The sequence below is a fragment of the Sphingomonas sp. SORGH_AS_0950 genome (assembly GCF_030818415.1).
GTDB lineage: Bacteria > Pseudomonadota > Alphaproteobacteria > Sphingomonadales > Sphingomonadaceae > Sphingomonas.
Genome location: NZ_JAUTAE010000001.1, coordinates 2,848,054 through 2,873,847, shown reverse-complemented (window position 1 = coordinate 2,873,847; position 25,794 = coordinate 2,848,054). Strand labels below are relative to the sequence as shown.

General features: G+C 67.5%; 18 protein-coding genes and 1 tRNA gene. 5 read left to right on the top strand and 14 right to left on the bottom strand.

Annotation, left to right across the window (positions count from 1 at the left end; all coding sequences use genetic code 11):
- Positions 1-155: 155 nt before the first annotated feature.
- Both QE385_RS12860 and QE385_RS12855 read right to left on the bottom strand, forming a co-directional pair.
- The gene (locus QE385_RS12860) at positions 156-1,466 is read right to left on the bottom strand and encodes a DNA-packaging protein (RefSeq protein WP_307104722.1); all 1,311 of its coding nucleotides are present in this window, start codon (positions 1,464-1,466) and stop codon (positions 156-158) included.
- On the bottom strand, positions 1,466-1,942 hold the full coding sequence (locus QE385_RS12855; protein WP_307102418.1) for a hypothetical protein: 477 nt from the start codon (positions 1,940-1,942) through the stop codon (positions 1,466-1,468). The genes QE385_RS12860 and QE385_RS12855 overlap by 1 nt, the downstream gene beginning before the upstream one ends.
- Positions 1,943-2,126: 184 nt before the next feature.
- Between QE385_RS12855 and QE385_RS12850 the strand changes: the two genes are divergently transcribed.
- Positions 2,127-2,202: transfer RNA gene (locus QE385_RS12850), tRNA-Val, on the top strand.
- A 224-nt stretch (positions 2,203-2,426) separates the two neighbouring features.
- The gene (locus QE385_RS12845) at positions 2,427-3,125 is read left to right on the top strand and encodes a hypothetical protein (protein WP_307102416.1); all 699 of its coding nucleotides are present in this window, start codon (positions 2,427-2,429) and stop codon (positions 3,123-3,125) included.
- Positions 3,126-3,297: 172 nt separating this feature from the next.
- Here QE385_RS12845 and QE385_RS12840 read toward each other — a convergent pair whose 3' ends face one another.
- On the bottom strand, positions 3,298-5,193 hold the full coding sequence (locus tag QE385_RS12840; protein WP_307102414.1) for a glycoside hydrolase family 127 protein: 1,896 nt from the start codon (positions 5,191-5,193) through the stop codon (positions 3,298-3,300).
- 211 nt (positions 5,194-5,404) lie between these two features.
- Positions 5,405-6,472: a substrate-binding domain-containing protein gene (locus tag QE385_RS12835; protein WP_307102412.1), complete on the bottom strand. Its 1,068-nt coding sequence runs from the start codon at positions 6,470-6,472 to the stop codon at positions 5,405-5,407.
- A 63-nt stretch (positions 6,473-6,535) separates the two neighbouring features.
- On the opposite strand from QE385_RS12835, the gene QE385_RS12830 reads away from it, so the two are divergent.
- From QE385_RS12830 to QE385_RS12820, 3 genes are read left to right on the top strand one after another with little or no spacing between them, the layout of a single operon-like run.
- Positions 6,536-8,602 (top strand): glycoside hydrolase family 31 protein, encoded by a 2,067-nt coding sequence (locus QE385_RS12830; RefSeq protein WP_307102410.1) that lies wholly within the window; start codon positions 6,536-6,538, stop codon positions 8,600-8,602.
- Positions 8,603-8,657: 55 nt separating this feature from the next.
- Positions 8,658-10,064 (top strand): MFS transporter, encoded by a 1,407-nt coding sequence (locus QE385_RS12825; RefSeq protein WP_307102408.1) that lies wholly within the window; start codon positions 8,658-8,660, stop codon positions 10,062-10,064.
- Positions 10,065-10,078: 14 nt separating this feature from the next.
- Positions 10,079-12,721 (top strand): cellulosome protein, encoded by a 2,643-nt coding sequence (locus tag QE385_RS12820; protein WP_307102406.1) that lies wholly within the window; start codon positions 10,079-10,081, stop codon positions 12,719-12,721.
- A 10-nt stretch (positions 12,722-12,731) separates the two neighbouring features.
- On the opposite strand, the gene QE385_RS12815 is transcribed toward QE385_RS12820, so the two are convergent.
- The 10 genes from QE385_RS12815 to QE385_RS12770 all read right to left on the bottom strand — a co-directional run bounded on the left by QE385_RS12815 (position 12,732) and on the right by QE385_RS12770 (position 25,687).
- Complete coding sequence (locus tag QE385_RS12815) at positions 12,732-13,247, bottom strand: FUSC family protein (protein ID WP_307102404.1); 516 nt, start codon at positions 13,245-13,247, stop codon at positions 12,732-12,734.
- Positions 13,244-14,968: a ubiquinone-dependent pyruvate dehydrogenase gene (gene poxB, locus QE385_RS12810; RefSeq protein WP_307102402.1), complete on the bottom strand. Its 1,725-nt coding sequence runs from the start codon at positions 14,966-14,968 to the stop codon at positions 13,244-13,246. The genes QE385_RS12815 and poxB overlap by 4 nt, the downstream gene beginning before the upstream one ends.
- A 159-nt stretch (positions 14,969-15,127) precedes the next feature.
- Entirely contained in the window at positions 15,128-16,873 is a 1,746-nt protein-coding gene (locus QE385_RS12805) for a hypothetical protein (RefSeq protein ID WP_307102400.1), read from the bottom strand.
- A 14-nt stretch (positions 16,874-16,887) separates the two neighbouring features.
- A complete protein-coding gene (locus QE385_RS12800) occupies positions 16,888-17,967 on the bottom strand; it encodes a chemotaxis response regulator protein-glutamate methylesterase (protein ID WP_307102397.1) in 1,080 nt (359 codons plus the stop codon).
- Complete coding sequence (locus QE385_RS12795; RefSeq protein ID WP_307102395.1) at positions 17,967-18,818, bottom strand: protein-glutamate O-methyltransferase CheR; 852 nt, start codon at positions 18,816-18,818, stop codon at positions 17,967-17,969. Before QE385_RS12795 ends, QE385_RS12800 begins: the two co-directional genes overlap by 1 nt.
- 69 nt (positions 18,819-18,887) lie before the next feature.
- Positions 18,888-19,379 (bottom strand): chemotaxis protein CheW, encoded by a 492-nt coding sequence (locus QE385_RS12790; RefSeq protein ID WP_307102393.1) that lies wholly within the window; start codon positions 19,377-19,379, stop codon positions 18,888-18,890.
- Complete coding sequence (locus QE385_RS12785; RefSeq protein ID WP_307102391.1) at positions 19,376-21,070, bottom strand: methyl-accepting chemotaxis protein; 1,695 nt, start codon at positions 21,068-21,070, stop codon at positions 19,376-19,378. Before QE385_RS12785 ends, QE385_RS12790 begins: the two co-directional genes overlap by 4 nt.
- A 217-nt stretch (positions 21,071-21,287) precedes the next feature.
- Positions 21,288-23,207: a methyl-accepting chemotaxis protein gene (locus tag QE385_RS12780; protein WP_307102389.1), complete on the bottom strand. Its 1,920-nt coding sequence runs from the start codon at positions 23,205-23,207 to the stop codon at positions 21,288-21,290.
- Positions 23,208-23,279: 72 nt separating this feature from the next.
- Positions 23,280-23,765: a chemotaxis protein CheW gene (locus QE385_RS12775; protein WP_307102387.1), complete on the bottom strand. Its 486-nt coding sequence runs from the start codon at positions 23,763-23,765 to the stop codon at positions 23,280-23,282.
- Complete coding sequence (locus QE385_RS12770; RefSeq protein ID WP_307102385.1) at positions 23,762-25,687, bottom strand: CHASE3 domain-containing protein; 1,926 nt, start codon at positions 25,685-25,687, stop codon at positions 23,762-23,764. The genes QE385_RS12775 and QE385_RS12770 overlap by 4 nt, the downstream gene beginning before the upstream one ends.
- Between the last annotated feature and the right edge of the window lie 107 nt (positions 25,688-25,794).

Sequence of the window (25,794 nt, the reverse complement as noted above, 5' to 3'; positions counted from 1 at the left end):
AAAACCATTCCTCCCCTGCAAGGGGAGGGGGACCATCCGCAGGATGGTGGAGGGGTGTCACCGCCCGCGAAGACAGTCCCACATCTCCAACCAGGACACCCCTCCGTCAGGCCTTCGGCCTGCCACCTCCCCTTGCAGGGGAGGAAAAGCTGACCTCATAAATTCCGTATCCCCGGCGGCCCCCGGCCCGACAGCATCAACTCGGTCAGCGCCCAGACCAGCGCGTCCGCGCGATCCGGCGAGCGGCCCGGCCCGTCATAGGCTCCCGCCACGCCCAGCCCGCACAGCTCGTCCTCCAGCGCAGGGAAGCCGCGCGCATGCCACACCCGCCCCTGCGCATAGAGAAACGACACCGGCTCGGCCCGCGCGGCTTTGCCAATCGAGGCATAGACCAGATGCACCGGCAGGGTCGGGTCGGCGAGCCGCAGCACGCTCTCCACCATGTCGCCGCCCTGGTTGCGCTCGGCCACCACCCGGTCCGCGCGGTTGCGCCTGGCGCAGCCCGCGACCCGCGCCGCCCAGCCCTCGGGCGACAGCCCCGCTTCGCTCGCGTCCTCCAGCACATAGCCATGCCCGTCGCGGCCCAGCCCGACCGCGACGATCCCGCAGGCATCGCCGCTGCTGGTCGCGGGCGGATCGACGCCGACCACCACCCGGTCGAGCGCGGGCACCGTCTTCGCCCGCTGCCGGTCGAGCAGCGCGCGGGTCCACAAGGCCCCCTCGCGATCGTCGACCATCTCGCCGTCCAGTTCCTGCCGCCCCAGCCGCGTGTCGCCATATTGCGCCAGCATCGCCTCCTGGAAGCTGTCGGGCAGATGCGCATTGTCGCTGGTCCGCCCGATCGTCTCCACGCAATCGGGCAGCGCCATGACCTTGCGCATCAGCGGCGTCGCGCGCGGCGTGGTCGTGACCAGCACGCGGGGGCGTTCCCCCAGCCGGAGCGTCATCATCAGATTGTCCCACCCGGCCTCCCCCTTCCATTTGCCCAGTTCGTCGCACCAGGCCGCATGATGCTGCGGCCCGCGCAGAGCCTCGGGCGCCGCCGCCGAATAGGCGAAGCCGATCGCGCCCGATGCGAAATGCACCTGCCCCAGGCTGCCGATCCAGCGCGGCGTCTCCCCCTTGCGCGCCACCGCCAGCAGACCGCTTTCGCCGCGCACCATCACCCGCTCGACATCGCGAAGGGTCGCCCCCATCAGCGCGATCCGCGCGCCCGGATTGTCGCGGGCGAGCGCACTCACCCACTCCGCCCCCGCACGCGTCTTGCCGAAGCCGCGCCCCGCGCGGATCAGCCAGACCCGCCAGTCGCCCGGCGGCGCAATCTGTCCGTCATGCGCCCATAATTCCCATCGCTCGACCAGCTCGCGCTTCTGCGCCGGGGTCAGCGCCGCCAACGCCTGCCCCCGCGCCTCCGGTTCCAGCATCGCCAGCGTGGCGAGCCGCGTCGCCGCATCCTCTCCCGCCATCACGCCATCCCCTTCAACCGCCGCCGCGCCAGGCCGTCGAGCGCGCGTTCCAGCGCCGCATCGGTCTCCGCCGCATCGGCCCGCGCCGCCGCGCTCGCCCCGTCACCGGCCTGCGCCAGCGCATCCCGCCGGGCGAGCAGCTTCAGATAGAGTTGCACCTCGGTGGCCGAGAGCGGCGGGGTGATGGAGAGGCCGGTGGTCCCCGCACCGGCCTCTCCGCCCTCCTCCCCACCCTGGGCCAACAGGGTCAGCATCCGGCGCAGCAGGCCTTCCTCGACCAGCGCGTGCGCCGCGCCGATCGCCTCGGCCCAGCCCTCCGCGAAGGTCGGATCGCGTCGCCGCAACCCGCGCACGGCGCCCAGCGTCTCTCCCACCGCCCGCGCCGCCACGCCCGCATCCGCGCTGACCGCCAGCGCCGCCAGGAATTGCCGTCGCCGCGCCTGCGTCCACCGCGCGCCCTCCCCCGTTCCGGCCATCCCCGCTCCCCCCGAAGCACCGGACGCTCCCGACCGCTCCCCCGGTCAGGCCGCCTCCGATGTTCCTGTTATGTACCGGATGCGATCGGCTTTGTATCCAACAAAGGAACCGCTGCGGTTCGCGACGCAAAAGCGGCTTGCCAGATGCCCGACACCCCGGCATTAGGCGTGGCTTCCCGAGAGGGGGCGATTAGCTCAGTTGGTAGAGCGTCTCGTTTACACCGAGAATGTCGGCGGTTCGAGCCCGTCATCGCCCACCATTCCAATGTATGATGTATTCAATTGCGCCTTACAGTGGAAATTAGGCATGACCTGAATGCCTTGCTGGCAAAACCTTTCAAGTTGCGGCATCCCATACAAATTCTGCCGTTCGAATAAGATAGATTGTATGCCCCAGACATACCGCAAGAATCGGTTGAGCCTCCGTAGAAGCTCTGAACCAATCCAGCCCTCAAAAGCCGTCCAAAATAACAAATCTATCTCAATGAGTGATAAGATTGGCTTAGCTGGCGTTATCATCGCTGTTTTTTCTAGCGGCATCGCCCAATGGAATCAGGTGCAAAACGGCCGCGATACAGCCAATGCCTTAAAATCCATGGCGAAAATTGCGAAAGCGTCTCAAGGTCAGCAGGCCGCTCTTGACCGTCAAGCGAAAGCAACTTTGGCAGCGTTACGGAGTGCCCAAGTAAGCGCCAACGCAGCAACACGCCAGGCCGCAACCGCTGAGGCGAGCCTACATCAGAGCGAAAGGCCATATGTAAGCATTGTCCCCAACGTATTTTACAAAGGGCTTGATCAGAGCCTAAGCATTGACGATGCTGGAAATGCTACTGTCACAATTCAGAACGTTGGACGATCCACAGCTATGCAAGCACGCATGCTTGCAAATGTTGCCATTACACCACTTGGCACCTATTTAGATATAGGCAGGACTGCGATGCTCAAGATACCCTTATCTGAGTCAATCGCCATAGGAAATACCGTAACTATTTCCATACCACGCTCAAATACCTCAGCAAAGGAGAACGAACTTCGGTCGAATGGGAAATTCCGCTCATTTGTATTTGGTAAAATATCCTATAGCGATGCATTTTTGCAACGCTACGAAACCAAATTTTGCTATTCGTTTGATAAAGCCGGCGGAACAGAAACTGCATGCCCCTTTTACAACAATGGCACCTAATTTAGACAATTATTGTAATTGCCCTTCAACGAAAATATTAAACTTCTTTGGCGTACGCTTAGATAGAAATACCTCACGCTAATCACAGCGGCTTGAAAACATCCCATAGGACTCGGAATTTATCTTTCACCCGACAAAGGCTCCATCCTATGCTCGACGGTGGAGGAAGCGATCAGGCCAAGTTCCAGTAGGTCGCGTACCGCTCATGCGCGATCCGGTGGTAGGGGACCAGTCGCACCGGCTTGCCGTCTGCGGCCGGGATGGTGAATTCGAGCGGCTTGCCCGAGGCCCGGATCTTCTGCGTCAGCTCCCCCGGCTCGCCCGCCAGCGTCGGGGCCTGGAACGGCGTGTTGTTGTAATCGCCATATTTGCGCTCGCTGACGATGATGTCCGCACCCGGTGCCAGCCCCTCGCGGCCCAGCGCACCGGCCAGCACCAGCGGGCCATAGGTGAAGGCGACGATCTCCGGCGCGGCGGGGGCGCTTTCGACGCCGGGCTCCATCACCATCCGCCATTCGACCGTGTCGCCGGTCTTCCACGTCCGGGTCAGCTCGGCATAGCGGCCGGGTTTGTCCGAGCGCTCCACCTCGGCGCCGTTGACCAGCAGGGTCGCGGTCCGGCTCCATTTCGGGTGGCGCAGCTTCAGCGTCAGTTCGGTCGGCTGGCGGAGTTTCCACTGGAACCGGGTGGTCGCCGTCTCCGGGAAGGTCGTCACCTGGGTCAGCACCGCGCCCTTGTCGGCCCAGGTCACGCTCGAGGGGATGAACAGGTTCACATAGAGCGCGCGGTCGTCATGGAAGTAGATCGAGTCGCGATACTTCACATGATTTTCCATCCCCGTGCCGGTGCAGCACCAGAAACTGTCCTCGGGGGTGTGATAGAGCTTCATGTAACCCGGCCGCGCGCCCTGGAAATAGGTCGCCATGCCCGTATCCGGGTCCTGCGAGGCGAGGATGCCGTTGTAGAGCGTGCGCTCGTAATAATCGGCATATTCGGCGCGCGGATCGTGCAGGAACAGCGCGCGGGTCAGCTTCAGCATATTGTGCTGGCAACAGGTTTCCGACCCCTTGGCCGAAAAGACATGCTTGTCGAAATCGGCCATGGCGAAGAAATGCTCGCCATCGCCATGCCCGCCGGTCGCGAAGGAGCGGGTATGCGCCACCGTCCGCCAGAAGAACGCTGCCGCATTCTGATATTTCGGCTCGCCGGTCGCCTCGAACACGCGCTGGAAGCCGATGATCTTGGGCACCTGCGTATTGGCGTGCAGCCCGTCGAGATAATCGCGCCCCTGCGCCAGCGGGTTCATGATCGCCTTTTGCGAGAAACGCTCGGCGACGCGGCGGTAATCGGCGTTGCCGGTCATGACATACAGGTCGGCATAGATTTCGTTCATGCCGCCATATTCGGTTTCCAGCATCGTCTCGAACTGCGCATCCGATAGCGGCCTGGTGGCGACGACGCCCCAATCGGCCAGCCGGATCAGCACCGCCCGCGCCGGTTCGCTGTCCGCCAGCAAGACGGCGTCGCGCAGGCCCGCATAGACCTTGTGCAGCGTGTACCACGGCACGCCGGTGATCGGTTCGCCGCGCAGATGCGCCGCGACCAGCGCGGCTCCCTTGGGAAAGGCGCAGACCAGCCCGGTGCCCGCCGCCTTCTGGCACTCGGCCAGTTCGTTCGCGATATAGTCGATGCGCTGGCGGTATTTCCGGTCGCCGGTCGCGCGATAGGCGAGCGCGCAGGCCGACAGATAATGGCCCAGCGTATGGCCATGGCAGTTGATGTCGTCCCACTGGGCCTCCGACTCCCAGCCGCCATAGACCGGGGCCTTGGGCTTCAGTCCGGCATTCTTGCGGAAATTGGCAAGCATCCGATCGGGCTGCAACCGCATCAGATACGCCTCGGTCATCTTCTGCGCATGGAGGAACGGCCCGTCCGCCAGCGTGACATCGGCCATGTCGAAGGGCTGGACCATGGCGGCGGATGCGGTGGCGATCGGCCGCGCCCCCAGCCCCGCCCCATTCTGCGCCCAGGCGCTGGCGGGCATCGCCGCGCCCCAGGCGGTGGCCATCGCCCCCACGCTGGCGGTGGCAAGGACGTCGCGACGCGACGGGGCGTGGCAGCATGAGGGCACCGATCTTCTCCGACTATTTATCTTTGCCCATGGGGTAGCGGGCTTCAGTCGGGATTCGCAACCGCTTTCGCGCGCGGAGGGGATCGGCGACGAAAAGACGCGCATTTCGCCACGGCGCCGGTGTTTCTTGTCGGACAGATAGAGGCGATCAGGGGGCCGTCACATGGCTCCGCCCGGCACGCAGGCTCATCCGCCAGAGCTGCTGGACGAGCGGCTCGTCCTCCGCCGCCCGGCCCGGCAGCCGGGCGACCACGCCTTTGGCGAGCGCCAGTCCCAGATCGCCCAGCGTCAGCGTGAAGCAGGTCAGATCGGGCGACAGCGCCCGGCACGCCGGACTGTCGCGCAACCCGATCACCGCGACATCGCGTCCGGGCTCCAGCCCGATGCTGCGCAGCGCGCGATAGGCCCCGACCGGCGCGGTCTCGCCCATCAGTAGCAAGGCGGTCGGCGGATCGGCCAGCGCCATCAGCGCGCGCGCGGTTTCCTCGCCGTCGCTCTCGTCCGTCTCGCCATGATGGACCAGCACCGGGTCGAAGGGCAGCCCCGCCCGCTCCAGCGCGGCGCTGTAGCAGGCGAGGACGATCTGGCTGTTGTTGATCGACACGGGCGGCGCGACCAGCCCGATGCGCCGGTGCCCGGCCTGGGTGAACAGGCCCATCGCCTCGGCCACCACCCCCTCGAAATCCAGGTCGATCCAGGCATAGTCCTGCGCGGTCGCGGTCCGCCCCAGCGCGATGAAGGGAATCCCCCGCTCGAGCAGGAACGCGATCCGCGCATCGTCCTGCTGCGTCCCCGACAACACCCAGCCATCGACCGTCCCGCGCGACACGTGCCGCCGCAAAAAGGTCAGCCCGTCCTCGCCCTTGCGCGCCAGCAGGACGACAAGGTCCAGGTCATGCTCGCCCAGCCCGCTCTGCAATCCTTCCAGGAGCGCCATGAAGAACGGGTCGCCATGGATCGCGCTGTCATTCTCCAGCGTCAGCATGAAACCGATCGTGCCCGTCCGCCCGCTGCGCAGCGTCCGCCCCGACTGGTTGGGGATATAGCCATGGGTCCGCGCCGCCGCGATCACCCGCTCGCGCGTGGCGGGGCTGACATCCTTGCGATCGTTCAGCGCGCGCGAAACCGTGCCGATCGAAAGCCCCAAATGCTTGGCGAGCTGGCGTATGTCCATCCGCCCGTGATTGCGGGACGGCGCGATCCGCACAAGGGTCATTGACAGTCCCGATTGTTCCGATCAGTATTCGTAAACGTTTACGGACGCACAAAGATCGGGAGGGTGACAGGGTTGGACACGCTGTGTCTGGAATCGCGCGCGATCGCATGGCGCTACAATGGCGACTGGCTGCGGATCGAGGCGCATGGTCCCGACGGGCTTCGGCTACGTGCCTCGACCTTTCCGGCGACCGATGCCAAGCCCCATGCGCTGCTCGACAGCGTCACCCATGACGGCACGCCGCACGTCACCCGCGACGGGGCCATCGCCCGCATCACCCATGGGCGGATCACCGCCGAGGTCGACCTTCAGGGCCGGGTCCGCTTCCTGAACGCGCAGGGGCAGCTTCTGCTCGAGGAGAAATGGCGGCAGCGCGATACGATCAACACATTCTGGACGGTCGGCACCGACGAGGTGCGCACGATCAGCGCGCTCGGCCTGTCGGGGCGCGAGTTCAAGCCGCTGCCCGGCGAGGTCGCCGCGATCACCGTGCGGTTCGAGGCCAAGCGCGGCGAACGGCTCTACGGCATGGGCCAGTATCAGCAGCCCAATCTCGATCTGGCAGGCTGCTCGCTGGAACTGGCGCAGCGCAATTCGCAGGCCAGCGTCCCCTTCGTCGTGTCGAGCGAAGGCTATGGCTTTCTGTGGAACAACCCGGCGGTGGGCGAGGTGCATTTCGCCGCCAACGGCACCGTCTGGACCGCACGCGCCGCGCGCGAGATCGACTATTGGATCACCGCCGCCGACACCCCCGCCGAGATCGTGCGCAACTATGCCTGCGTCACCGGCACCGTGCCGATGATGCCCGACTTCGCGCTGGGCCTGTGGCAGAGCAAGCTGCGCTATCGCACCCAGGAGGAGCTGCTGGCGGTCGCGCGCGACTATCACCGGCGCGGCATTCCGCTGGCGGTGATCGTCGCCGACTTCTTCCACTGGCCGGTCCAGGGCGACTGGCGGTTCGATCCGCGCGAATGGCCTGATCCGGCGGCAATGACCGCCGAGTTGAAGGCGATGGGCACCGAATTGCTCGTCTCGATCTGGCCGACCGTCGACCCCAGGTCGGAAAATTATGCCGAGATGGCCGAAAAGGGCTATCTGGTCCGCGCCAATCGCGGGCTGGACGTGCAACAGGAATTTCTGGGCAATACCCGCTTCATCGACACCACCCATCCGGGCGCGCGCGCTTTTCTGTGGGAAAGGGCGAAGCGCAACTATCGCGACCAGGGGGTGGCGCTGTTCTGGCTGGACGAGGCCGAACCCGAATATAGCGCCTATGATTTCGACACCTATCGCTATCATGCGGGCAGCGTGCTGGCGGTCGGCAACGCCTATCCGCTCCATTATGCCCAGGCGTTTCACGACGGGCTGGCGGCGGAGGGAGAGACCGAGATCGTCAGCCTGATCCGCTGCGCCTGGGCGGGCAGCCAGCGTTACGGCGCGCTGGTCTGGTCGGGCGACATCCATTCCTCGTTCGAGGCGATGCGCAACCAGCTGAGCGCCGGGCTGAACATGGGAATGGCGGGGATCCCCTGGTGGACGACCGATATCGGCGGCTTCCACGGCGGCGATGTCGGCGATCCGGCCTTTCACGAGCTGATGGTCCGCTGGTTCCAATGGGCGGTGTTCACTCCCGTGCTGCGGATGCACGGCCATCGCGACCCCATCACCCCGCCGCCCGAGCCGTTCCGCGACGGCGTGGCGCAATGCGATACGGGTGCGGGCAACGAACTCTGGAGTTTCGGCGAGCCGGTCTTCGCGATCCTGCGCCGCTATGCCGCGCTTCGCGAGCGGTTGCGCCCCTATCTCGCCGGGCTGATGCGCGATGCGCATGAACGCGGCGATCCGCTGATGCGACCGATGTTCTACGACCATCCGGACGATCCGCGCTGCTGGGCGGTGGACGATCAATATATGTTCGGCCCCGACCTGCTCGTCGCGCCGGTGACGGCGGCGGGGGAGACGATGCGCTGCGTCTATCTTCCCGCCGGGGTGTGGCGCGACGCGTGGAACGGCGACCTGATCGAAGGCGGCGGCGACCTGTCGGTCGCGGCGCCGCTCGACCATATTCCGGTCTTCGTGCGCGACGGCGCGGCGGTCGCCGCGGCCTTCGATCGGGACGGTTGGGAATAAGGGAAAGCGGAATCGGAATCGTCAGGCGATAGACGGGGTAGCAAGGGAGAGGGTCATGGCGGCATCGGGGGCGGACCACGCCATAACGGCGAACGGAGCACAGCGGAGCGATGCCGCCGTCGCCGCTTCAATCCCGTTCGTCGAAAAGGTCTGTTACGGGCTGGGCGATGCCGGGGGCACGATCGTCACCGGGCTGATCGCCAATTTCCTGACCTTCTATTACACCGACGTCTTCGGGCTCGCGCCGGGGATCGTCGGCATCCTGTTCCTGTCGCTGCGCATCTTCGACGCGATCTCCGACCCGCTGATCGGGATCATGGCCGACCGCACCTCCACCCGCTGGGGGCGGTTCCGTCCCTATCTGCTGTGGACGGCGATTCCCGTGGGCCTGAGCTGCTTCCTGACCTTCCAGTCGCCCGATCTGGGCTATGACGGCAAGGTCGCCTATGCGGCGGCGACCTATTTCCTGCTCGCCTTCTCCTATTCGCTCAACAACGTGCCCTATTGCGCGCTGATCACCCGCATGACCGACAGCGAGCGCGAGGGCGTGGCGTGCCAGTCGGTGCGGTTCGCGCTGGTCGCCATCGCCTCCTTCTGCGTGTCGGTCGGCCTGCCGATCATGGTCCGCCAGCTGGGCGGCACCGACATCGCGCGCGGTTACCGGGACGGGGTGGCGATCCTGTCGCTGGCGGCGGTCGCGATGTTCCTGATCTGCTTCCTGTTCGTGCGCGAGCGGGTGGTCACCGCCGACTCGGCCGAGGTGCCGCTGAAGGTCGCGGTCGCCACCACGCTGAAGAACGACCAGCTGCGCCTGACCTTCGTCATGACGCTGCTGCTGATCGGCATCTTCAACACCAAGGGGGGCGCCGCCCTTTATTTCATCACCTATGTGCTGGGCGGCGACACGACCTATCAGGCGCTGTTCTTCGGCACGGCGACGGCGGGCGGGTTCCTGGGATCGGTGATCGTGCCCTTCTTTACCCGGCGGTTCGACGTGAAGACCGTCTATGTCGGGGTGAACCTGATCCTGGTCGCGGGGCATTTCGCCGCCTTCTTCGTGCCGGGCGGCCATCCGATGCTGTGGCTGGTGCTGGTCGGGCTCTGCTGCGTCGTGCTGGGCTGCACCCTGCCGCTGCACTTCACCCTGATCCAGCTGGCCGACCAATATGGCGAGTGGAAGCTGGGCATGCGCTCCTCGGGCATGAGCTTCGCCTTCAACCAGTTCTTCGTGAAGCTGGCCTGGGCGCTGGCGGGCGTGCTGATCAGCGGGGTGCTGGTCATCGTGTCGTACCGGGCGGGGGCGGGCAACCAGACGCCGCTGTCGCTGACCGGCATCCGCGCGCTGTCGACCCTCATCCCCGGCCTGATGCACCTGGCGCTCGCCGCCACCGCCGCCCGCCTGATCCTGACCCGCGCGACGATCGAGCGCATGACCGCCGAGCGCCCCCCATGCTCCTCCTGACGAAAGCCCGCCTGATGCCCTCCCCGCTTCGCCTGATGCTTGCCGCGCTGCTCGGATCGACCGCGACCTTGGCCACCGCCCAGGACCGGATCACGGTCGACCTGTCGAGCGACACCGGCGCCTTTCACGGCGGCGCGTCGGGTACGCTCTACGGCCTGTACGATGCGCGGTTGCCGCATCCCAATCTGGTCGAGGGCATCGGCCTGCGCACCGTCTCGACCAAGGCGCAGGACGGGCCGCAGCATCCCGGCGCCGACGCGCTGGAGGTGGCGACGCTGCTGACCGATGCGTCGGGCGGCGACACCTATATCTACATGACCGACATCAACCGCGAATTCCCATACAACTGGAAGACGGGCGACTGCGCCCAGTCGGTCGCGGCCTATATCGAAAAGCTCCGCGCGCAGGTCCGCCAAGTGAAGGGCATGGCCAAGCGCTATCGCGACCGCATCGTGTTCGTCCCCTATAACGAGCCCGACGGGAACATGTTCGCCGACGGTCCCAAGAGCTGCAACGGCGTACGCTGGCAGAAGGACCCGACCGTCTTCAACGACGCCTGGGACCGCGCCTATCGCATGATCCGGCAGGAGATGCCCGATGCGCGGATCGCCGGGCCCAATACCAGCATCCTGTTCCCCGAGGTGGAGGGCTTCCTGCGCCATGCCATCGCGGCCGACACGGTGCCCGACGTCATCACCTGGCACGAACTCAGCAACCCGGCGACGGTGCGCACCAGCGTGCGCCAATATCGGCAATGGGAGGACAGGCTGTTCGCCGGGACCAGGTGGCAGGGCCGCCACCTGCCGATCAACATCAACGAATATGCCTATAACTACCACACCTCCGTCCCCGGCCAGATGGTGCAATGGGTCGCCGCGATCGAGGATTCCAAAGTCGATGCCGACATCGCCTATTGGAATATCGACGGCAATCTCAGCGACTCGGCGGTGCAGGCCAATCGCGGCAACGGGCAATGGTGGCTGCTCAACGCCTATGCGACGATGAGCGGCCATACGCTGGCGGTCACGCCGCCGCATCCCGACCAGAGCTATACGCTACAGGGGCTGGCGACGCTCGATCCCGCCCGGCACCAGGCCCGGCTATTGTTCGGCGGCAAGAGCGGCGACGCGATCGTCGCGCTCGACCGGATTCCCGCGCTGTTCGGCGGGACGGTGCGCGCGCGGGTGCGCGAGATCGGCTGGACCGGCCAGCTGGGCGACGCCACCCCGCCCGACCTGATCGCCGACCGCATCCTGCCGGTCCGCGACGGGCGGGTGGAGATGCGCTTCGGCCAGGACGGCCTGCCCGCCCTGCGCGAGGAAGCCGCCTATGAGCTGGTCCTGACCCCCGGCCAGACCGCACGGCCCGCCGCCGTCACCCTGCCCTGGCGGCAGGATTACGAGGCGGAACAGGCGATCCGCCGGGGCACCGGCCTGACGCTGCGCGGGCCGGAGGGATCGCCCGACAATGTCGATCGCTTCCACACCTCGGGCCGCTATTCGGTCGAGGGATTCGCGACCGGCCATGACGCCGCGCTGGACTTCGCGGTCGATGTGCCGCGCACCGGCCGCTACGACCTGCGGGTGCTGGCCAGCACCTTCAACAAGGACCCGCTGGCGCAGGCGCAGGGGGCGACCAACGTCTTCCTGACCATCGACGGCAAGGCGGCGGGCGAGACCGAGCTGCTGCTGCCGCTGGGCTACAAGCCATCGGTGCTCGATCATGTCGATACGGTGCTGTCGCTGACGCAGGGGCGGCATGTGCTCACCCTCTCGACGCGCAGCCGGGACGGGCGCCGCCGCACCCAGGGCAATGCGCTGGTCGACCGGATCACCCTGACCGCCGCCGACCCGGCGCCGACAACCGCGCTGTACGACGTGCAGGACGCGGTGCTGCGCGGCGATCCCGCCCCGGCGGGCGACGGCGTCACCCTGTCGCCGGGGACGAGCGCGACCTTCTGGGTCTATGCGCCGCAGGACGGGCCGATGCGGCTGGCGGCGGATATGCGCGGCGGCACGGCGCGCATGACGGTCAATGGCCGCAGGCTGACCGACGGGCGCGCCTTCCTGCTGGGCGGGATCAACAAGGTGGTGGTCGGCGGTGCAGGCGGATCGCCCGTGCTGCGCGCGCTGCGCGTCACCCGCGAGGTCGCCCCCGCCGCCCCGCATCGCTATCAGGCGGAGGAAGCGCAGGTCGCAGGAACCGCGCGGATCGGCACCGCCTCGCGCGCCGAGGGAGGACGCGCGGTGTTCGACATCGGCGGCGCGCCCGGCAATGGCAACACGCTGACCTTCCCCCGCGTCATGGCCGACCGGGCGGGCACCTATGCGCTGACCATCCGCTTTTCCAACGACGAACAGTCCAAGGCGACGCATTATAATCCCGACCCACTCGCCCGGATTGCACGCATCTCGGTCAACGGCGCCAAGCCGCTGCTCGCCACCTTCCCCAACAGCTTCCATGCCAATAACTGGTGGGAGATGACGGTGCCCGTCACGCTGCGCGCCGGTGCGAACACGATCCGCATCTCGGGCGAGGAACAGCCCGAATGGGACGGCCGCACCTATGCGTCGCAGACCTGGCCCGGCGTCCTGCTGCGGTCGCGCTACGCCCCCAATATCGACCGCATCACGATCGCGCCGATGCCCGGCCGATGACCTTCCGCGGCTAGGCCCGGCGGAACAGCAACCGTTCCGCCACCCAGTGGAGCGCCGCGCCGATCGCGACGCCCAGCAGCACCTCCTGCGCGCGGGCGAGCGCGGCGGTCAGGATGGTGCCGCCGGGCGGTACGGTCAGCAGGACGATGACCGAGGTCCACATACACACGCGCAGCTCGGTGCGCAGCCGCGCGACGGCGGCGGTGATCCCCACCGCCACCGCCAGCATCGCCACCGGCCCCGCCCCGTGCAGGATCAGCGCGACCAGCACCGCGACCCCCACCCCGATCACCGTCGCGACGATCCGCCAGCTCAGCGACCGGTGCGTGTCGCCCAGCGTGTCCTGCGACACGACCAGCGCGGAGACGCTGGCCCAGACCGGATGGTCGAGCCCCAGCCGGTTCGCCACCACCAGCGCCAGCACCGCCGCGCCGGTGCAGCGCGCGACGAACGCCACGCTGCGGATCGTGTCCGCCCGCGACAGGCGCTGCCCGACCCAGTCCCTCAGGGCAAGCCGCCGGATCACCGGAAGAGATTGGCCCTGGCCAGTTCGATCACCTCGTCCCCGCGTCCGCTCAGCACCGCGCGCGCGGCGTACAGGCTGAAGCCCTTGACCTGCTCGGCCTGGATCTTGGGGGGCATGATCAGCTCCTGGGTCTCGGTCACGACATCGACCAGCGCGGGCCCGTCATGCGCGAACGCCGCGCGCAGGGCCTCCTCCAAGGCGTCCGAGCGGGTGACGCGCACCCCGAAATAGCCCATCTCGCGCGCGATGGCGGCGAAGTCGGGATTGTGCAGCGACACATTGGTATCGACATAGCCCGCCGCCTTCTGCTCCATCTGGACGAAACCCAGCGAGCGATTGTTAAAGACGACGATCTTGACCGGCAACGTCATCTGCACGGCGGTCAGCATGTCGCCCATCAACATGGTCAGCCCGCCATCGCCCGACAGCGACACCACCTGCCGCGCGGGATACGCCCCCTGCACGCCCAGCGCCTGGGGCAGCGCATTGGCCATCGATCCGTGGTTGAACGATCCGATCAGCCGCCGCTTGCCGTTCATCGTCAGATAGCGCGCCGCCCAGACGGCGGGCGTGCCGACATCGGCGGTGAAGACCGCATCCTCCGCCGCGATCCGGTCGACCAGCCGGGCGACATATTGCGGGTGAAGCGGCTTGTCGCCGTCGCGCGGGGTGGCGAGATCGTCCAGTCCTTTCCGCGCGTCGCGGTAATGCGCGCGCGCCTTGTCCAGGAAGCGCCCGTCGCGCTCGCCCGCGATCAGCGGGATCAGGCCGCGCGCGACCTCGCCGACATCGGCGACCACCCCCAGGTCGAGCGGCACCCGCCGCCCCAGCGCGCCGGGATCGCGGTCGACCTGCACCACCTTCGCCTTGTCGGGATAGAAGTTGCGATAGGGGAAGTCGGTCCCCAGCATCAGCAGCGTGTCGCACTCCATCATCGCGTGATAGCCCGACGAGAAGCCGATCAGCCCGGTCATCCCAACATCATAGGGATTGTCATATTCGATCCATTCCTTGCCGCGATAGGCATGGACGATCGGGGCCTTCAGCGCCTCGGCCAGCGCGACCACCTCGTCATGCGCGCCCGCCGTGCCCGCGCCGCACAGCAGCGTCACCGCCCTGGATTCGTTGAGCAGCGCGGCGACCTGCCCCAGCGCCTGCGCGTCGGGCACGAGGCGCGGCGCGGCGAGGGCGGGGAAGGGAATGGCGCGCGTCTCGGGCGCGGTCTGCAACGCGACGTCGCCGGGGATCACCAGCACCGCGACGCCGCGCTGGCCGATCGCGGTGCGGATCGCACGGTGGAGGATTTCGGGCATCTGCCGCGCATCCTGCACCATCTCGCAGAAATGGCTGCACTCGCGGAACAGCTCGGTCGGGTGGGTCTCCTGGAAATAGTTCAGGCCGATCTCGCTCGACGGGATATGCGCGGCGATGGCGAGCACGGGAACGCGATTGCGATGGCAGTCGAACAGGCCGTTGATGAGATGGAGATTGCCCGGCCCGCAACTGCCCGCGCACACCGCCAGCGCGCCGGTCGCCGCCGCCTCGGCCCCGGCGGCGAAGGCGCCCGCCTCCTCGTTGCGGACATGCATCCAGTCGATCTTGCCCGACTTGCGGAGCGAATCGTTGAACGCGTTCAGACTGTCGCCCGTCACGCCCCAGATTCGCTCCACACCCGCCTCGATCAGCGTGCGGTTCAAAAGGTCGGCGATCGTCTCGGCCATCTCGCTAGGTCCCTTGCTGTGCCACGGGGACAGGCGGGTCCCCGTTCATGCTGCAGGAGCGAAACGATTGGTGAGCCGATTGGCTTCGTGACGGACGGGTGAAGCTATCGTAACCCTCGCCCGCCCCGCCGCCGGGACGGGCGCGGCCCGCGGACCGGATCAGAACAGCCCGTCATCGTCGTCGTCGAAGGTGACCGCCGCGACCGACGGCGCGGGAACCGCCATGCCGGGCAACAGGAAGTCCGCATGGATCACCCGCTCGCACGCCATGGTGTAGAGGCTTCCCGCCCAGGGCAGCAGCTCGGTCAGCGCGGCGAAATCCTCGGCGGTCAGCGCGCCCGCATCGGCCGCATGACCCTGCTGCCCGGCATAGAGGGCCAGCCCCTGCGCGGCGGTCGCCAGCGTGTCGGCAAAGGCGCGCTGTTCGGCCAGGTCGCTGGCACTCGCCTGGAGCGACGCCAGCACGCGCTGCGCGTCGCCATCGCCCTTGGCCATCACCGCGCTGGAGCTTTCGCAGGCCGCGCGGACCACCGCCAGCGCGTCGTTCAGCGCGCCGCGCGTGCGCACCGTGCCGTCCTGCGTGCTGTCCTGCACCAGATCGATCGCCGCCAGGACGCCGACCAGCCGACCGACCGCGACGCTCAACTGGTCCAGACGGCTGGCGCAGGGGGCGACCTCCTTGGCGATGACCGCGACCGCGCGGCCCAGGGTGCCGTGGCGACGGCACAGCAGCTGGGTATTGGTCGAGATGTCCTGCACGCTGGTCGCGATGTTGCGGATCCGGCTGAGCCCCTGGGTCAGATCGGCCAGCGTCCGGCTGACGAATCCGGTCAGTTCGGCGAGATGCCCGTCGGCGTCGCACAGCTGGTCGGTGACGCTGGTCAGCTTGGCGATGTCCAGTTCCAGCCGGACCAGAATCTGCCCGTCATCGGCATTGTGCGAACCCAGCAGCGTGCGCAGATGATCGGCCAGCGGCCCCAGCCGTTCGAGCGACTGGACGATCGCGACGATCTCCCGCCCGAAATCATCGGCCATCGCCTCCATCTGCGCGGCGGCCAGCCGGGCCAGATGCGCGGCGGCGCCGGGCGGCACCGGCGGCACGTCGCCGATCGTCGCGGGCGCGATGCGGCGCAGGATCGTGATCACATGCTCGGCGCGCTGGCGCACGCTGTCGCCGATCTGGATCGCGCCCAGGATGCGCGCCACCTCGCCCTGCACGGTGCGCATGATGCCCGCCACCTCGTCGGTGGTGCGCATCACCGCGTTCACATGGTCCTGCAACGCATTGGCATTGCCGGTCAGTTCGGACGGCACCGTCCCCCCGGCGCTCGCGCATTCGCGCGCCAGCCGCTGGTCGGCGGCCTGCACCTCGCCGATGACCTGGTTGAACTGGCCCAGATCCTGTTCGATATGGCGCAGCTCGTTCCGGCCGCTCGCCAGCTTCTCGTCCATGCCGACCACGAAGTTCAGGAAGGACGGCTCGCCCGACGAGGCGATCTTGATGTTCATGCCATAGATGCCGAGCAGCTTCAGGATCATGCCCACTTCGCCCAGCAGCCCGCGCAGCTCGCGCGTGCGGCCGTTCAGCGTCTCGACCTCGACCGCGCGGCGCGCCTGGATCATCGGCAGGGTAATCAGGCGATAGGCGACGTCGCGCAGCCGGGTGACGGCGACCCCGGCGGTCTCGGGCGACAGCGACTCGCGGATCACCGCCAGCCCCTGCGCCAGCCCGTCGATGGTGTCGATCGCCGAGGCCAGCGCCTCGCCGGTTTGGCGAAAGGCATCCTCCAGCCCCGTCATCTCACCTTGCAGATGATCGGCCAGTTCCCCGACCGACGGGGCATCACCCAAAACAGGTCCCAGGACGGGGGTGGCCAGGGGCGTATCGATCCGTGCCATCAACATGGTATTTCCCCTTCTCAGCGGGCCGTGGCTTGCAGCAGTTCGCGCGCGACGCTGCCCAGCGGGATGATCCTGTCATGCGCGCCGCGCGCGATCGCCTCCTTGGGCATGCCGAAGACGATCGAGGTCGCCTCGTCCTGCGCGAAGGTGCGTGCGCCCGCCTGCTTCATCTCCAGCAGGCCGCGCGCGCCGTCGTCGCCCATGCCGGTCAGGATGATGCCGACCGCATTGGCCCCGGCATTGCGCGCCGCCGAACGGAACAGCACGTCGACCGACGGGCGATGGCGCGAGACCAGCGGTCCTTCGCGCACCGACACGACATAGCGCGCGCCCTGCCGTTCCAGCATGGTGTGGCGCAGGCCGCCGGGCGCGATCAGCACCCGGCCGCGCATCACCGTGTCGCCGTCCTCGGCCTCCTTGACGTCGACCTGGCACAGCCCGTCGAGCCGCTTGGCAAAGGCGCGGGTGAAGCTCTCGGGCATATGCTGGACGATGACGATGCCCGGCGAATTGGCGGGCAGCGCCTCCAGCACCTCGCGCAGCGCCTCGGTCCCGCCGGTCGACGCGCCGATGCACACCACCATCTCGGTCGTGCGGCTCATCGCGCGGCCGGTCGGCGGCGGCAGGACGGCATCGGCGGTCAGCTTGCGCGCCGGGGCGGTGGTCCGCCCCTGGCGCCGCGCGCCCAGCCGCGCGGTGGCGGCGCCCTTGACCGTCTCGCGGATCATCAGATGCGCCTCGGCCAGATGGTCCGCCACCCCGACGCGCGGCTTCAGGATCACGTCGACCGCGCCGGCCTCCAGCGCCTGGAGCAGCGTCTCCGACCCTTCCTCGACCAGCGAGGAGCACATGACGACCGGCACCGGGCGCTGCGCCATCAGCTTGCGCAGGAAGGTGATGCCGTCCATGCGCGGCATCTCGACGTCGAGCGTGATGACGTCGGGCACCTCTTCCTGGATGTAGCGCGCGGCGGCGAAGGGATCGGCGGCCGCCGCGATCACCTCGATCGCCGGATCGGCGGACAGGATCGCGGTCATCGCCTGGCGGACGCTGGCGCTGTCGTCGATGACGAGGACGCGGATCTTCTTGACCGGCATCAGACGCGCTCGAACACGGTGTTGGCGACCGGGCGCAGCGGCAGCTGGAACCCGGCAATCGATTCCGAATGACCCAGGAAGATCAGCCCGCCGGGCCGCAGACAGGCGACCAGCCGCGACACCACCTTTTCCTGGGTCGGCTTGTCGAAATAGATCAGCACGTTGCGGCAGAAGATGATGTCCATCGCATCGCCCACCGGATAGCGTTCGTCCATCAGGTTCATCTGCGCGAAGCCGATCGCCGAGCGGAGGGCGGGCGCGATCCGCATCTCGCCGCGCTTGGGATCGCTCGGCCGCATCACATAACGGTTGCGCAGCGCGGTCGGCACCGGGTCCAGCATCGCCGCCGGATAGACGCCGCGCCGGGCGGTGCGCAGCACCTCGCTGTCCAGATCGGTCGCCAGGATGCCGAAATCGGGGCCGCCCTTGTCCTGGGCATAGGCATCGAGCAGCATCGCCAGCGTATAGGGCTCCGCCCCCGTCGAGCAGGCCGCGCTCCAAACCCGCAGCTGGCGCACGCCCTCACGGTGCATCTTGGGCAGCGCGGTATCGACCAGATAGTCGAAATGCTTGGGTTCGCGGAAAAAGTCGGTCTTGTTGGTGGTGACCGCGTTCAGCAGATGCTCGCGCTCCCCCTCCAGATGATTGCCGTCGAACAGCCAGCCGCAATAGTCGCGCAGGCTGGACAGGCCGTTGGCGCGCACCCGGCGGCGCAACCGCCCCTCGATCATGGTGATCTTGACCGGCGGCAGGCGGATGCCGCACTCCTTGTAGATATAGGCGGCAAGCCGATCGAAATCGCGCGGTTGCAGCGCATCGGTCGTGTCTGCCACGCGGGCCAGATTGCTCAAGGGGTCGGTTCCTGTTCGCCGGAAGGAAAGGGACCGGCCGCCGCGCCGGGCGGCCGGTTGCAAGAAGGATCAGGCCGCCAGGCCCAGAGTCGCCAGCGCGTCGGGCCCGTCATCGGCGCCGAACAGCCGGGCGGGGTCGAGCAGCGCGACGAAGCCCGCCCCGCGCCGCAGGATCGCCTCGATCTGCTGCGACCGCCAGCGGCCGCCGATATCGGGCGAGCCCTCCACCGAGTCGGCGGCGAAGGTGCTGACGTCGAGCACCCGGTCGACCACCAGCCCCAGCGCGAGCGGCGCGCCCCCCGCGCCGGTCATGTCCACGACCAGGATCCGGGTCGTCAGCGTCGGCTCGACCGGCGGCAATCCCAGCCGCGACCGCAGATCGACCATCGGCACCGACAGGCCGCGCACATCGGTCAGGCCCAGGAACCATTCGGGCGCGGCGGGCACCCGATAGGCCGGACGATGGTCCAGGATCTCCCGGACCGCGGTCACGGGAAGCGCGAACTCCTCGTCCCCCAGACCGAAGACCACGACCTGGATGTCTCCCCCCGCCGCGCTCATGCCGCGCGTCCGAATTCGGCGTCTTCGCCGTCCGGGCCGCCATTGGTCAGGTCGAGCGCGAAGCCGCGCACCCGCGCCTGCTGGTCGGCGACCGAACCGGGCCGCGAGGACGACGGAGCCTTGGCCCTGACCTTGGCGACGGCCGGGCGCGAGGCCGGGCGGCGATGATGCGGCGTGCGGGCGGGAGCGCCATGGCCGATCGTGTCGACCTGGAAGAAGGCGATGCCTTCCTGAAGCTCCTCGGCCTGGCTCGCCAGTTCCTCCGAGGTGGACGAGATCTGCTCGGACGCCGAGGCGTTCTGCTGGGTCACCTTGTCGAGCTGCTGGATCGCCTCGTTGATCTGGACCGCGCCGATATCCTGTTCGCGGCAGGCGGCGCTGATCTCGGCGACCAGCTCGGCGGTGCGACGGATGTCGGGGACCAGCCTGGTCAGCATCTCGCCCGCCTGGGTCGCGGCGGCGACGGTGTCCGAGGACATGCCGCTGATCTCGGCCGCCGCCGTCTGGCTGCGCTCGGCGAGCTTGCGGACCTCGGCGGCGACCACCGCGAAGCCGCGACCATGTTCGCCCGCGCGGGCCGCCTCGACGGCGGCGTTGAGGGCGAGCAGGTCGGTCTGGCGGGCGATTTCCTGCACGATGCCGATCTTCTCGGCGATGGTGCGCATCGCGACGACCGCCTTCTGCACCGCCGCACCGCTCTGTTCGGCATCCTGCGACGACTGACGTGCGATCTTCTCGGTCTGGGTGGCGTTGTCGGCATTCTGTTTGATGTTGGCGGCCATCTGCTCCATCGAGGCCGAAGCCTCTTCGGCGGCGGCGGCCTGTTCGGTCGCGCCCTGGCTCACCTGTTCCGACGAGGAAGACAGCTGCTGGCTGCCGCTCGCGACATTCTGCGCCGCCTGGGCGGTCTGGGTGATCGTGTCGCGCAGGCGGCCGGTCATGCGGTTCACCGTGTCGACCAGATCCTTGATCTCGTCATTGCTGCGGACCGACACTTCGTTGTTCAGGTCGCCTTCGGCCACCGCGGACATGGCCTCGCCGACCTTGCGCAGCCCGTTGGACACCAGCAGTGCGATCCACACCGCACCGCAGATCGCGATCAGCAGCGCGACTGCGGCGGTGGTGAACATGGTGGTGCGCGCCGATGCGTAGAGCGCGTCCGACTCGGCATTGGCCTTGACCATCTGCCCCTGGGTGATGATCGCCAGCTTGCCCAGCGTCTCGCTCAGATTGGTGGCGATGGTGCGCCCCTCGGTCATCGAGATCTGCGCGGCCTCGGCATTGCGATTCTCCATCGCCAGGCCGCGCGCCCGCTCGCTGACCGCCTTGTAGGCGCGCCAGTCCTCCAGCGCCTTGGTCCAGACCGGACGCCCCTGCTCGGTGGCGATCTTCAGCCCGCCGTTCAGGCTTTCCTGGATCTTGGCGTCATATTGCGCGAACAGCGCCTCGAAATTGCGGTTCGCCGCCGCATCCTGGCTCAGCATCATGTTCTTTTCGGCGCGAATCGCGCGACCGATATCGCCATCGGCGGTCAACGAGAGCTGGATACGCTTGGCCGGCCCATCGATGATGTCCGCGATCATGGTGTTCAAAACGTTGATCTTGGAAATGCCGACCCCGACGACCACCGCCAATAGCAACAATACTACCGCGAATGTCCCGGCCAACTTCATCTTGATGGTTGCGCGCATCGTCAGTCCCCGTAAGAACCACCTTTCGAGGTGGTTTCGAATCACCCATAAAATTCCGATCATCAATTAACTGGCAACTGATGAAGGATTGGTTCAGAGCGGATGCTCTTGTGCCGATTTTACGCGGCCTTGCGCGGCGATGGCGTCCGGGAGCGAGGCAATGCGACGCCCCGCCCCCGATACCCCGCCCCCCGATACCCCGCCCCCGATGGCGACGTCAGGCGACTCGGCCGAAATCCACATCCTCGCCGTCCGGGCCGCCGCTGGTCATGTCGAGCGCGAAGCCGCGCAGGCGCGCCTGCTGGTCGGCGACCGATCCCGCACGTCCGCCGCCGGGCCGCGCCTTGGCCGCCGCCGGACGCGGCGCGGGCTTGCGCACCGCCGACTTGGCCGCCGCCGGTCGCGCCTCCTGCGCCACTTGGAAGAAGGCGATGCTCTCCTGCAAATCCTCGGCCTGACCCGCCAGTTCGGTCGACGTGCCCGAAATTTGCTCGGAGGCCGAGGCGTTCTGCTGGGTGACCTTGTCGAGCTGCTGGATCGCCTCGTTGATCTGGACCGCGCCGATATCCTGTTCGCGACACGCGGCGCTGATCTCGGCGACCAGCTCGGCGGTGCGGCGAATGTCGGGGACCAGCCTGGTCAGCATGTCGCCCGCCTGGGTCGCGGCCGCCACCGTATCCGAGGACATGCCGCTGATCTCGGCCGCCGCCGTCTGGCTGCGCTCGGCCAGCTTGCGAACCTCGGCGGCGACCACAGCAAAGCCGCGTCCATGTTCGCCCGCGCGGGCCGCCTCGACGGCGGCGTTGAGGGCCAGCAGGTCGGTCTGGCGGGCGATCTCCTGCACGATACTGATCTTCTCGGCGATGGTGCGCATCGCCACGACCGCCTTCTGCACCGCCGCCCCGCTGATCTCGGCATCCTGCGAGGACTGGCGCGCGATCTTCTCGGTCTGGGTGGCGTTGTCGGCATTCTGTTTGATGTTGGCGGCCATCTGCTCCATCGAGGCCGAAGCCTCCTCGGCGGCGGCGGCCTGTTCGGTCGCACCGCCCGACACCTGCTCCGACGAGGAGGACAGTTGCTGGCTGCCCGCCGCGACCAGATCCGCCGCGCCCGACACGTTGATCGCAAAGCTGGTCAGATTGTCGACCAGATTATTGATCGCATCCTTCATCCGGCGATGATCGCCCTCGCATGCGATCTCGACCCGTTCGAGCAGCGAGCCCGTGCTGACGAGATTGAGCACCCGGTTGCCCTCGCCGATCGGCAGCAGGATCGCGTCGAGCATCCCGTTGATGCCCTGGACCAGACGCGCGAAGTCGCCAGGGAAACGCTGGGCCTCGCCCCGCTCGCTCAGCTGCCCCGCGGTCGAGGCGGCGATCAGCCGCTGGATCTCGCCGATGATCGCCTTGAAATTGGTGCGCAGCAGTTCGATCGTCTCGTTGATAAAGGCCTTCTTGCCGGGCAGCTGCTCCATCGGCGCGTCGAAATCGCCCTCGCCGAACTGCTTGATGCAGGCCATCGCCTTCTTCTTGGCGGCGATATGGTTGGCCACCATGTCGTTGAGGCCCTTGGCCATCGCCGCGAAGTCGCCCTGGAACCGCTCGACCGGCACGAAGACGTCGATATCACCGCGATCATGCTCAGCCGACATGGTGTTCATCTCGGCGATCAGGCCCTTCAGATTGCCGCGAAGCTGCTCGATCGTGTCGTTGATGAACGCCTTCTTGCCGGGCAGCGGCGCCAGCGGCGCCTCGAAATCGCCCTCGCCCAGCGACTTGACGCAGGCCATCGCCATCTTCTTGACGGCGATATGGCTGGCGACCAGGTCGTTGACCAGGCGGGCGGCGTCGGCGAGGTCGCCGTGGAAATCGTCGACCGGCAGCATCGCGTCGATATCGCCCCGGTCATGCTCGGCGGCCATGTGCGACAGCCGCCGGGTAAAGGCGGAAGCGGGGGACGCCGCCGCTTCGATCATCTCGTTCACCGCGACCAGAACGTCGCGCGCCTTGCCGGTCGCGCCGGTCAGATCGGCCCGCTCCTGCGTCCGCCCCTGGGCGAAGGCACGCTGCAACCGGGTGATTTCCATTGTGGCGGCATCGACATGCGACGTGGTCTTGAGAGAGGCATGGAAACGCATTTTACTGCTCCGAAGAGGTTATGATCTTGAAAAAGGAAGCGGGGCGGTATCGATCGATACCGCCCCCAGAAGTCAGGCCGCCGCCGCAAGGGACATGGGGCCGTCCAGATCGTCCGCCGCGAACAGCCGACCGGGATCGAGCAGTGCGACGAAGCCCGTGCCGCGCCGCAGGATCGCCTCGATCTGCTGCGATCGCCATCGGCCGCCGACACCGGGCGAATCCTCGATCATGTCCGCCGCGAAGATGCTGACGTCGAGCACCCGGTCGACGACCAGCCCGAGCGAGAGCGGCACGTCCCCCGCTCCGACCAGGTCGACGACCAGGATGCGGGTCGTCAGCGTCGGCTCGACCGGCGAGAGGCCCAGCCGCGCGCGCAGGTCGACCATCGGCACCGACAGGCCGCGCACATCGGTCAGCCCCAGGAACCAGTCGGGCGCGGCCGGCACCCGATAGGCCGGACGATGATCCAGAATCTCGCGGACGCTGGTCACGGGAAGGGCGAATTCCTCCTCCCCCAGTCCGAAGACCACGACCTGGATGTCGCCGCGCGCGCTCATGCCGCGCGTCCGAATTCGGCGTCCTCGCCGTCCGGGCCGCCATTGCTCAGGTCGAGGGCGAAGCCGTGCGCGCGGGCCTGCTGATCGGCAACCGACTGGGAACGCGGCGCGGGCTTGGCCTTTCGGGCGGCGACCCGGCGATCGGCCGGCTTGGCGGCACGCGACGATCGGGCCGACCCGGTGCGGTCGCGGTCATCGACGTTGAAATAGGAAATGCTCTCCTGAAGCTCCTCCGCCTGGCTCGCCAGTTCCTCCGAGGTGGACGAGATCTGTTCGGCGGCCGAGGCGTTCTGCTGCGTGACCTTGTCGAGCTGCTGGATGGCGCCGTTGATCTGGACCGCGCCGACATCCTGTTCGCGGCACGCGGCGCTGATCTCGGCGACCAGCTCGGCGGTGCGGCGAATGTCGGGGACGAGGCGGCTGAGCATCTCGCCCGCCTCGACGGCGGCGGTGACGGTGTCCGACGACATGCCGCTGATCTCGGCCGCCGCCATCTGGCTGCGCTCGGCGAGCTTGCGGACCTCGGCGGCGACGACCGCGAAGCCACGACCATGTTCGCCCGCACGCGCCGCCTCGACCGCCGCGTTGAGGGCGAGCAGGTCGGTCTGACGCGCGATTTCCTGCACGATGCCGATTTTCTCGGCGATGGTGCGCATCGCCACGACCGCCTTCTGCACCGCAGCGCCGCTCTGTTCGGCGTCCTGCGAGGACTGGCGTGCGATCTTCTCGGTCTGGGTCGCGTTGTCGGCATTCTGTTTGATGTTGGCGGCCATCTGCTCCATCGAGGCCGAAGCCTCTTCGGCGGCGGCGGCCTGTTCGGTCGCGCCCTGGCTCACCTGCTCCGACGAGGAGGACAGCTGCTGGCTGCCGCTCGCGACATTCTGTGCCGCCTGGGTCGCATCGCCGACGACGCCGCGCAGACGCTCGACCATCGTGACCAGCGCATGGCCCAGCCGGTCCTTGTCGGACAGCGGCTTGGGCTGGACGGTCAGGTCGCCCCCGGCAATCTCCCCGGCGATGGCGGCGATCCCCTCGAAGCTGCGGCGCAGCGCGTCGAGATTGGCGTTCAGCTGATCGGTCAGGCCGCCGAAACGCTGGGTCATGCCGACCGTCGTGTCGCCCTTCGACACGGCATCCAGCACGCCCGAAATCTGGTCGAACGCGCCCTCGACCGCGCCGACGCTGCCCTGCATCTGCCCGATCTCGTCGCGGCGATTGGTCGCCAGCGGTTCGGCGATGCGGGCCAGCGCCTGGGACAACAGGCCGATGGGGCGGGCGATCGTGCGGGTCATCAACAGGCCGATCGCAACCGCCGCCAGCACGCTGGCCGCCATGCCGATCCAGATGGCCAGGGTGATCGTCGAGAAGGCGTCCCGCTGCGCCTCCTGCCGCTGGGCGAGCAGGGTGCGTTCGGTGGCGACCAGTTCGCCGACCCGGCCACGCAGCTGGTCCATCGCCGCCTTGCCCGCACCGCTGCTCTCCAGCGCGCGCGCGCTTTCGCGGGTTTCGGGATGCGACATCAGGCGGATGGCCTTTTCGGCGACATCGTTATGCCAGCTTTCCGCCAGCCGCCGGATATCGTCCAGCCGCGACTGCTGCGCCGGATTGTCGCTGGTCATCGCCTTGACCTCGGTCCAGGCATGCGAAAAATCGGTCCAGCCCTTGTGATAGGGCTTCAGGAAGTCATCGTTCCCCGACACCAGATAGCCGCGATAGCCGGTTTCCTGGTTGACCATGTTGGTGACGATATCGTCCGCCGTGGCGATGACCTTATAGGTATGCTCGTTGATCTCGGTGGTCGATTTGACCTTGCCCGCATTGGACAGGATCACCCCGTCGACGCCGACCGTAATCGCGATGATCGCGCCCAGACATAATGTCAGCTTCTTCGATATCGACAGATTGTTGAACAGCGTCAGCATGGTGATGTCCCAAGGAGGAAAAAAGGACGCACGCCGGAGCCTCCGCGTCTTGGCGCGCGGATGACGGTCGGCGTTGCGGGTGGAAAAGGGGGGTGGGGGAGGCGATC

What these genes read in the sequence shown, in the direction of transcription:
- QE385_RS12860 (WP_307104722.1), bottom strand. Translation starts at nt 1,466, where the DNA reads ATGGCGGGAGAGGATGCGGCGACGCGGCTCGCCACGCTGGCGATGCTG.
- QE385_RS12855 (WP_307102418.1), bottom strand. Translation starts at nt 1,942, where the DNA reads ATGGCCGGAACGGGGGAGGGCGCGCGGTGGACGCAGGCGCGGCGACGG.
- QE385_RS12845 (WP_307102416.1), top strand. Translation starts at nt 2,427, where the DNA reads ATGAGTGATAAGATTGGCTTAGCTGGCGTTATCATCGCTGTTTTTTCT.
- QE385_RS12840 (WP_307102414.1), bottom strand. Translation starts at nt 5,193, where the DNA reads ATGGCCACCGCCTGGGGCGCGGCGATGCCCGCCAGCGCCTGGGCGCAG.
- QE385_RS12835 (WP_307102412.1), bottom strand. Translation starts at nt 6,472, where the DNA reads ATGACCCTTGTGCGGATCGCGCCGTCCCGCAATCACGGGCGGATGGAC.
- QE385_RS12825 (WP_307102408.1), top strand. Translation starts at nt 8,658, where the DNA reads ATGGCGGCATCGGGGGCGGACCACGCCATAACGGCGAACGGAGCACAG.
- QE385_RS12820 (WP_307102406.1), top strand. Translation starts at nt 10,079, where the DNA reads ATGCCCTCCCCGCTTCGCCTGATGCTTGCCGCGCTGCTCGGATCGACC.
- poxB (WP_307102402.1), bottom strand. Translation starts at nt 14,968, where the DNA reads ATGGCCGAGACGATCGCCGACCTTTTGAACCGCACGCTGATCGAGGCG.
- QE385_RS12805 (WP_307102400.1), bottom strand. Translation starts at nt 16,873, where the DNA reads ATGTTGATGGCACGGATCGATACGCCCCTGGCCACCCCCGTCCTGGGA.
- QE385_RS12800 (WP_307102397.1), bottom strand. Translation starts at nt 17,967, where the DNA reads ATGCCGGTCAAGAAGATCCGCGTCCTCGTCATCGACGACAGCGCCAGC.
- QE385_RS12790 (WP_307102393.1), bottom strand. Translation starts at nt 19,379, where the DNA reads ATGAGCGCGGCGGGGGGAGACATCCAGGTCGTGGTCTTCGGTCTGGGG.
- QE385_RS12785 (WP_307102391.1), bottom strand. Translation starts at nt 21,070, where the DNA reads ATGCGCGCAACCATCAAGATGAAGTTGGCCGGGACATTCGCGGTAGTA.
- QE385_RS12780 (WP_307102389.1), bottom strand. Translation starts at nt 23,207, where the DNA reads ATGCGTTTCCATGCCTCTCTCAAGACCACGTCGCATGTCGATGCCGCC.
- QE385_RS12775 (WP_307102387.1), bottom strand. Translation starts at nt 23,765, where the DNA reads ATGAGCGCGCGCGGCGACATCCAGGTCGTGGTCTTCGGACTGGGGGAG.
- QE385_RS12770 (WP_307102385.1), bottom strand. Translation starts at nt 25,687, where the DNA reads ATGCTGACGCTGTTCAACAATCTGTCGATATCGAAGAAGCTGACATTA.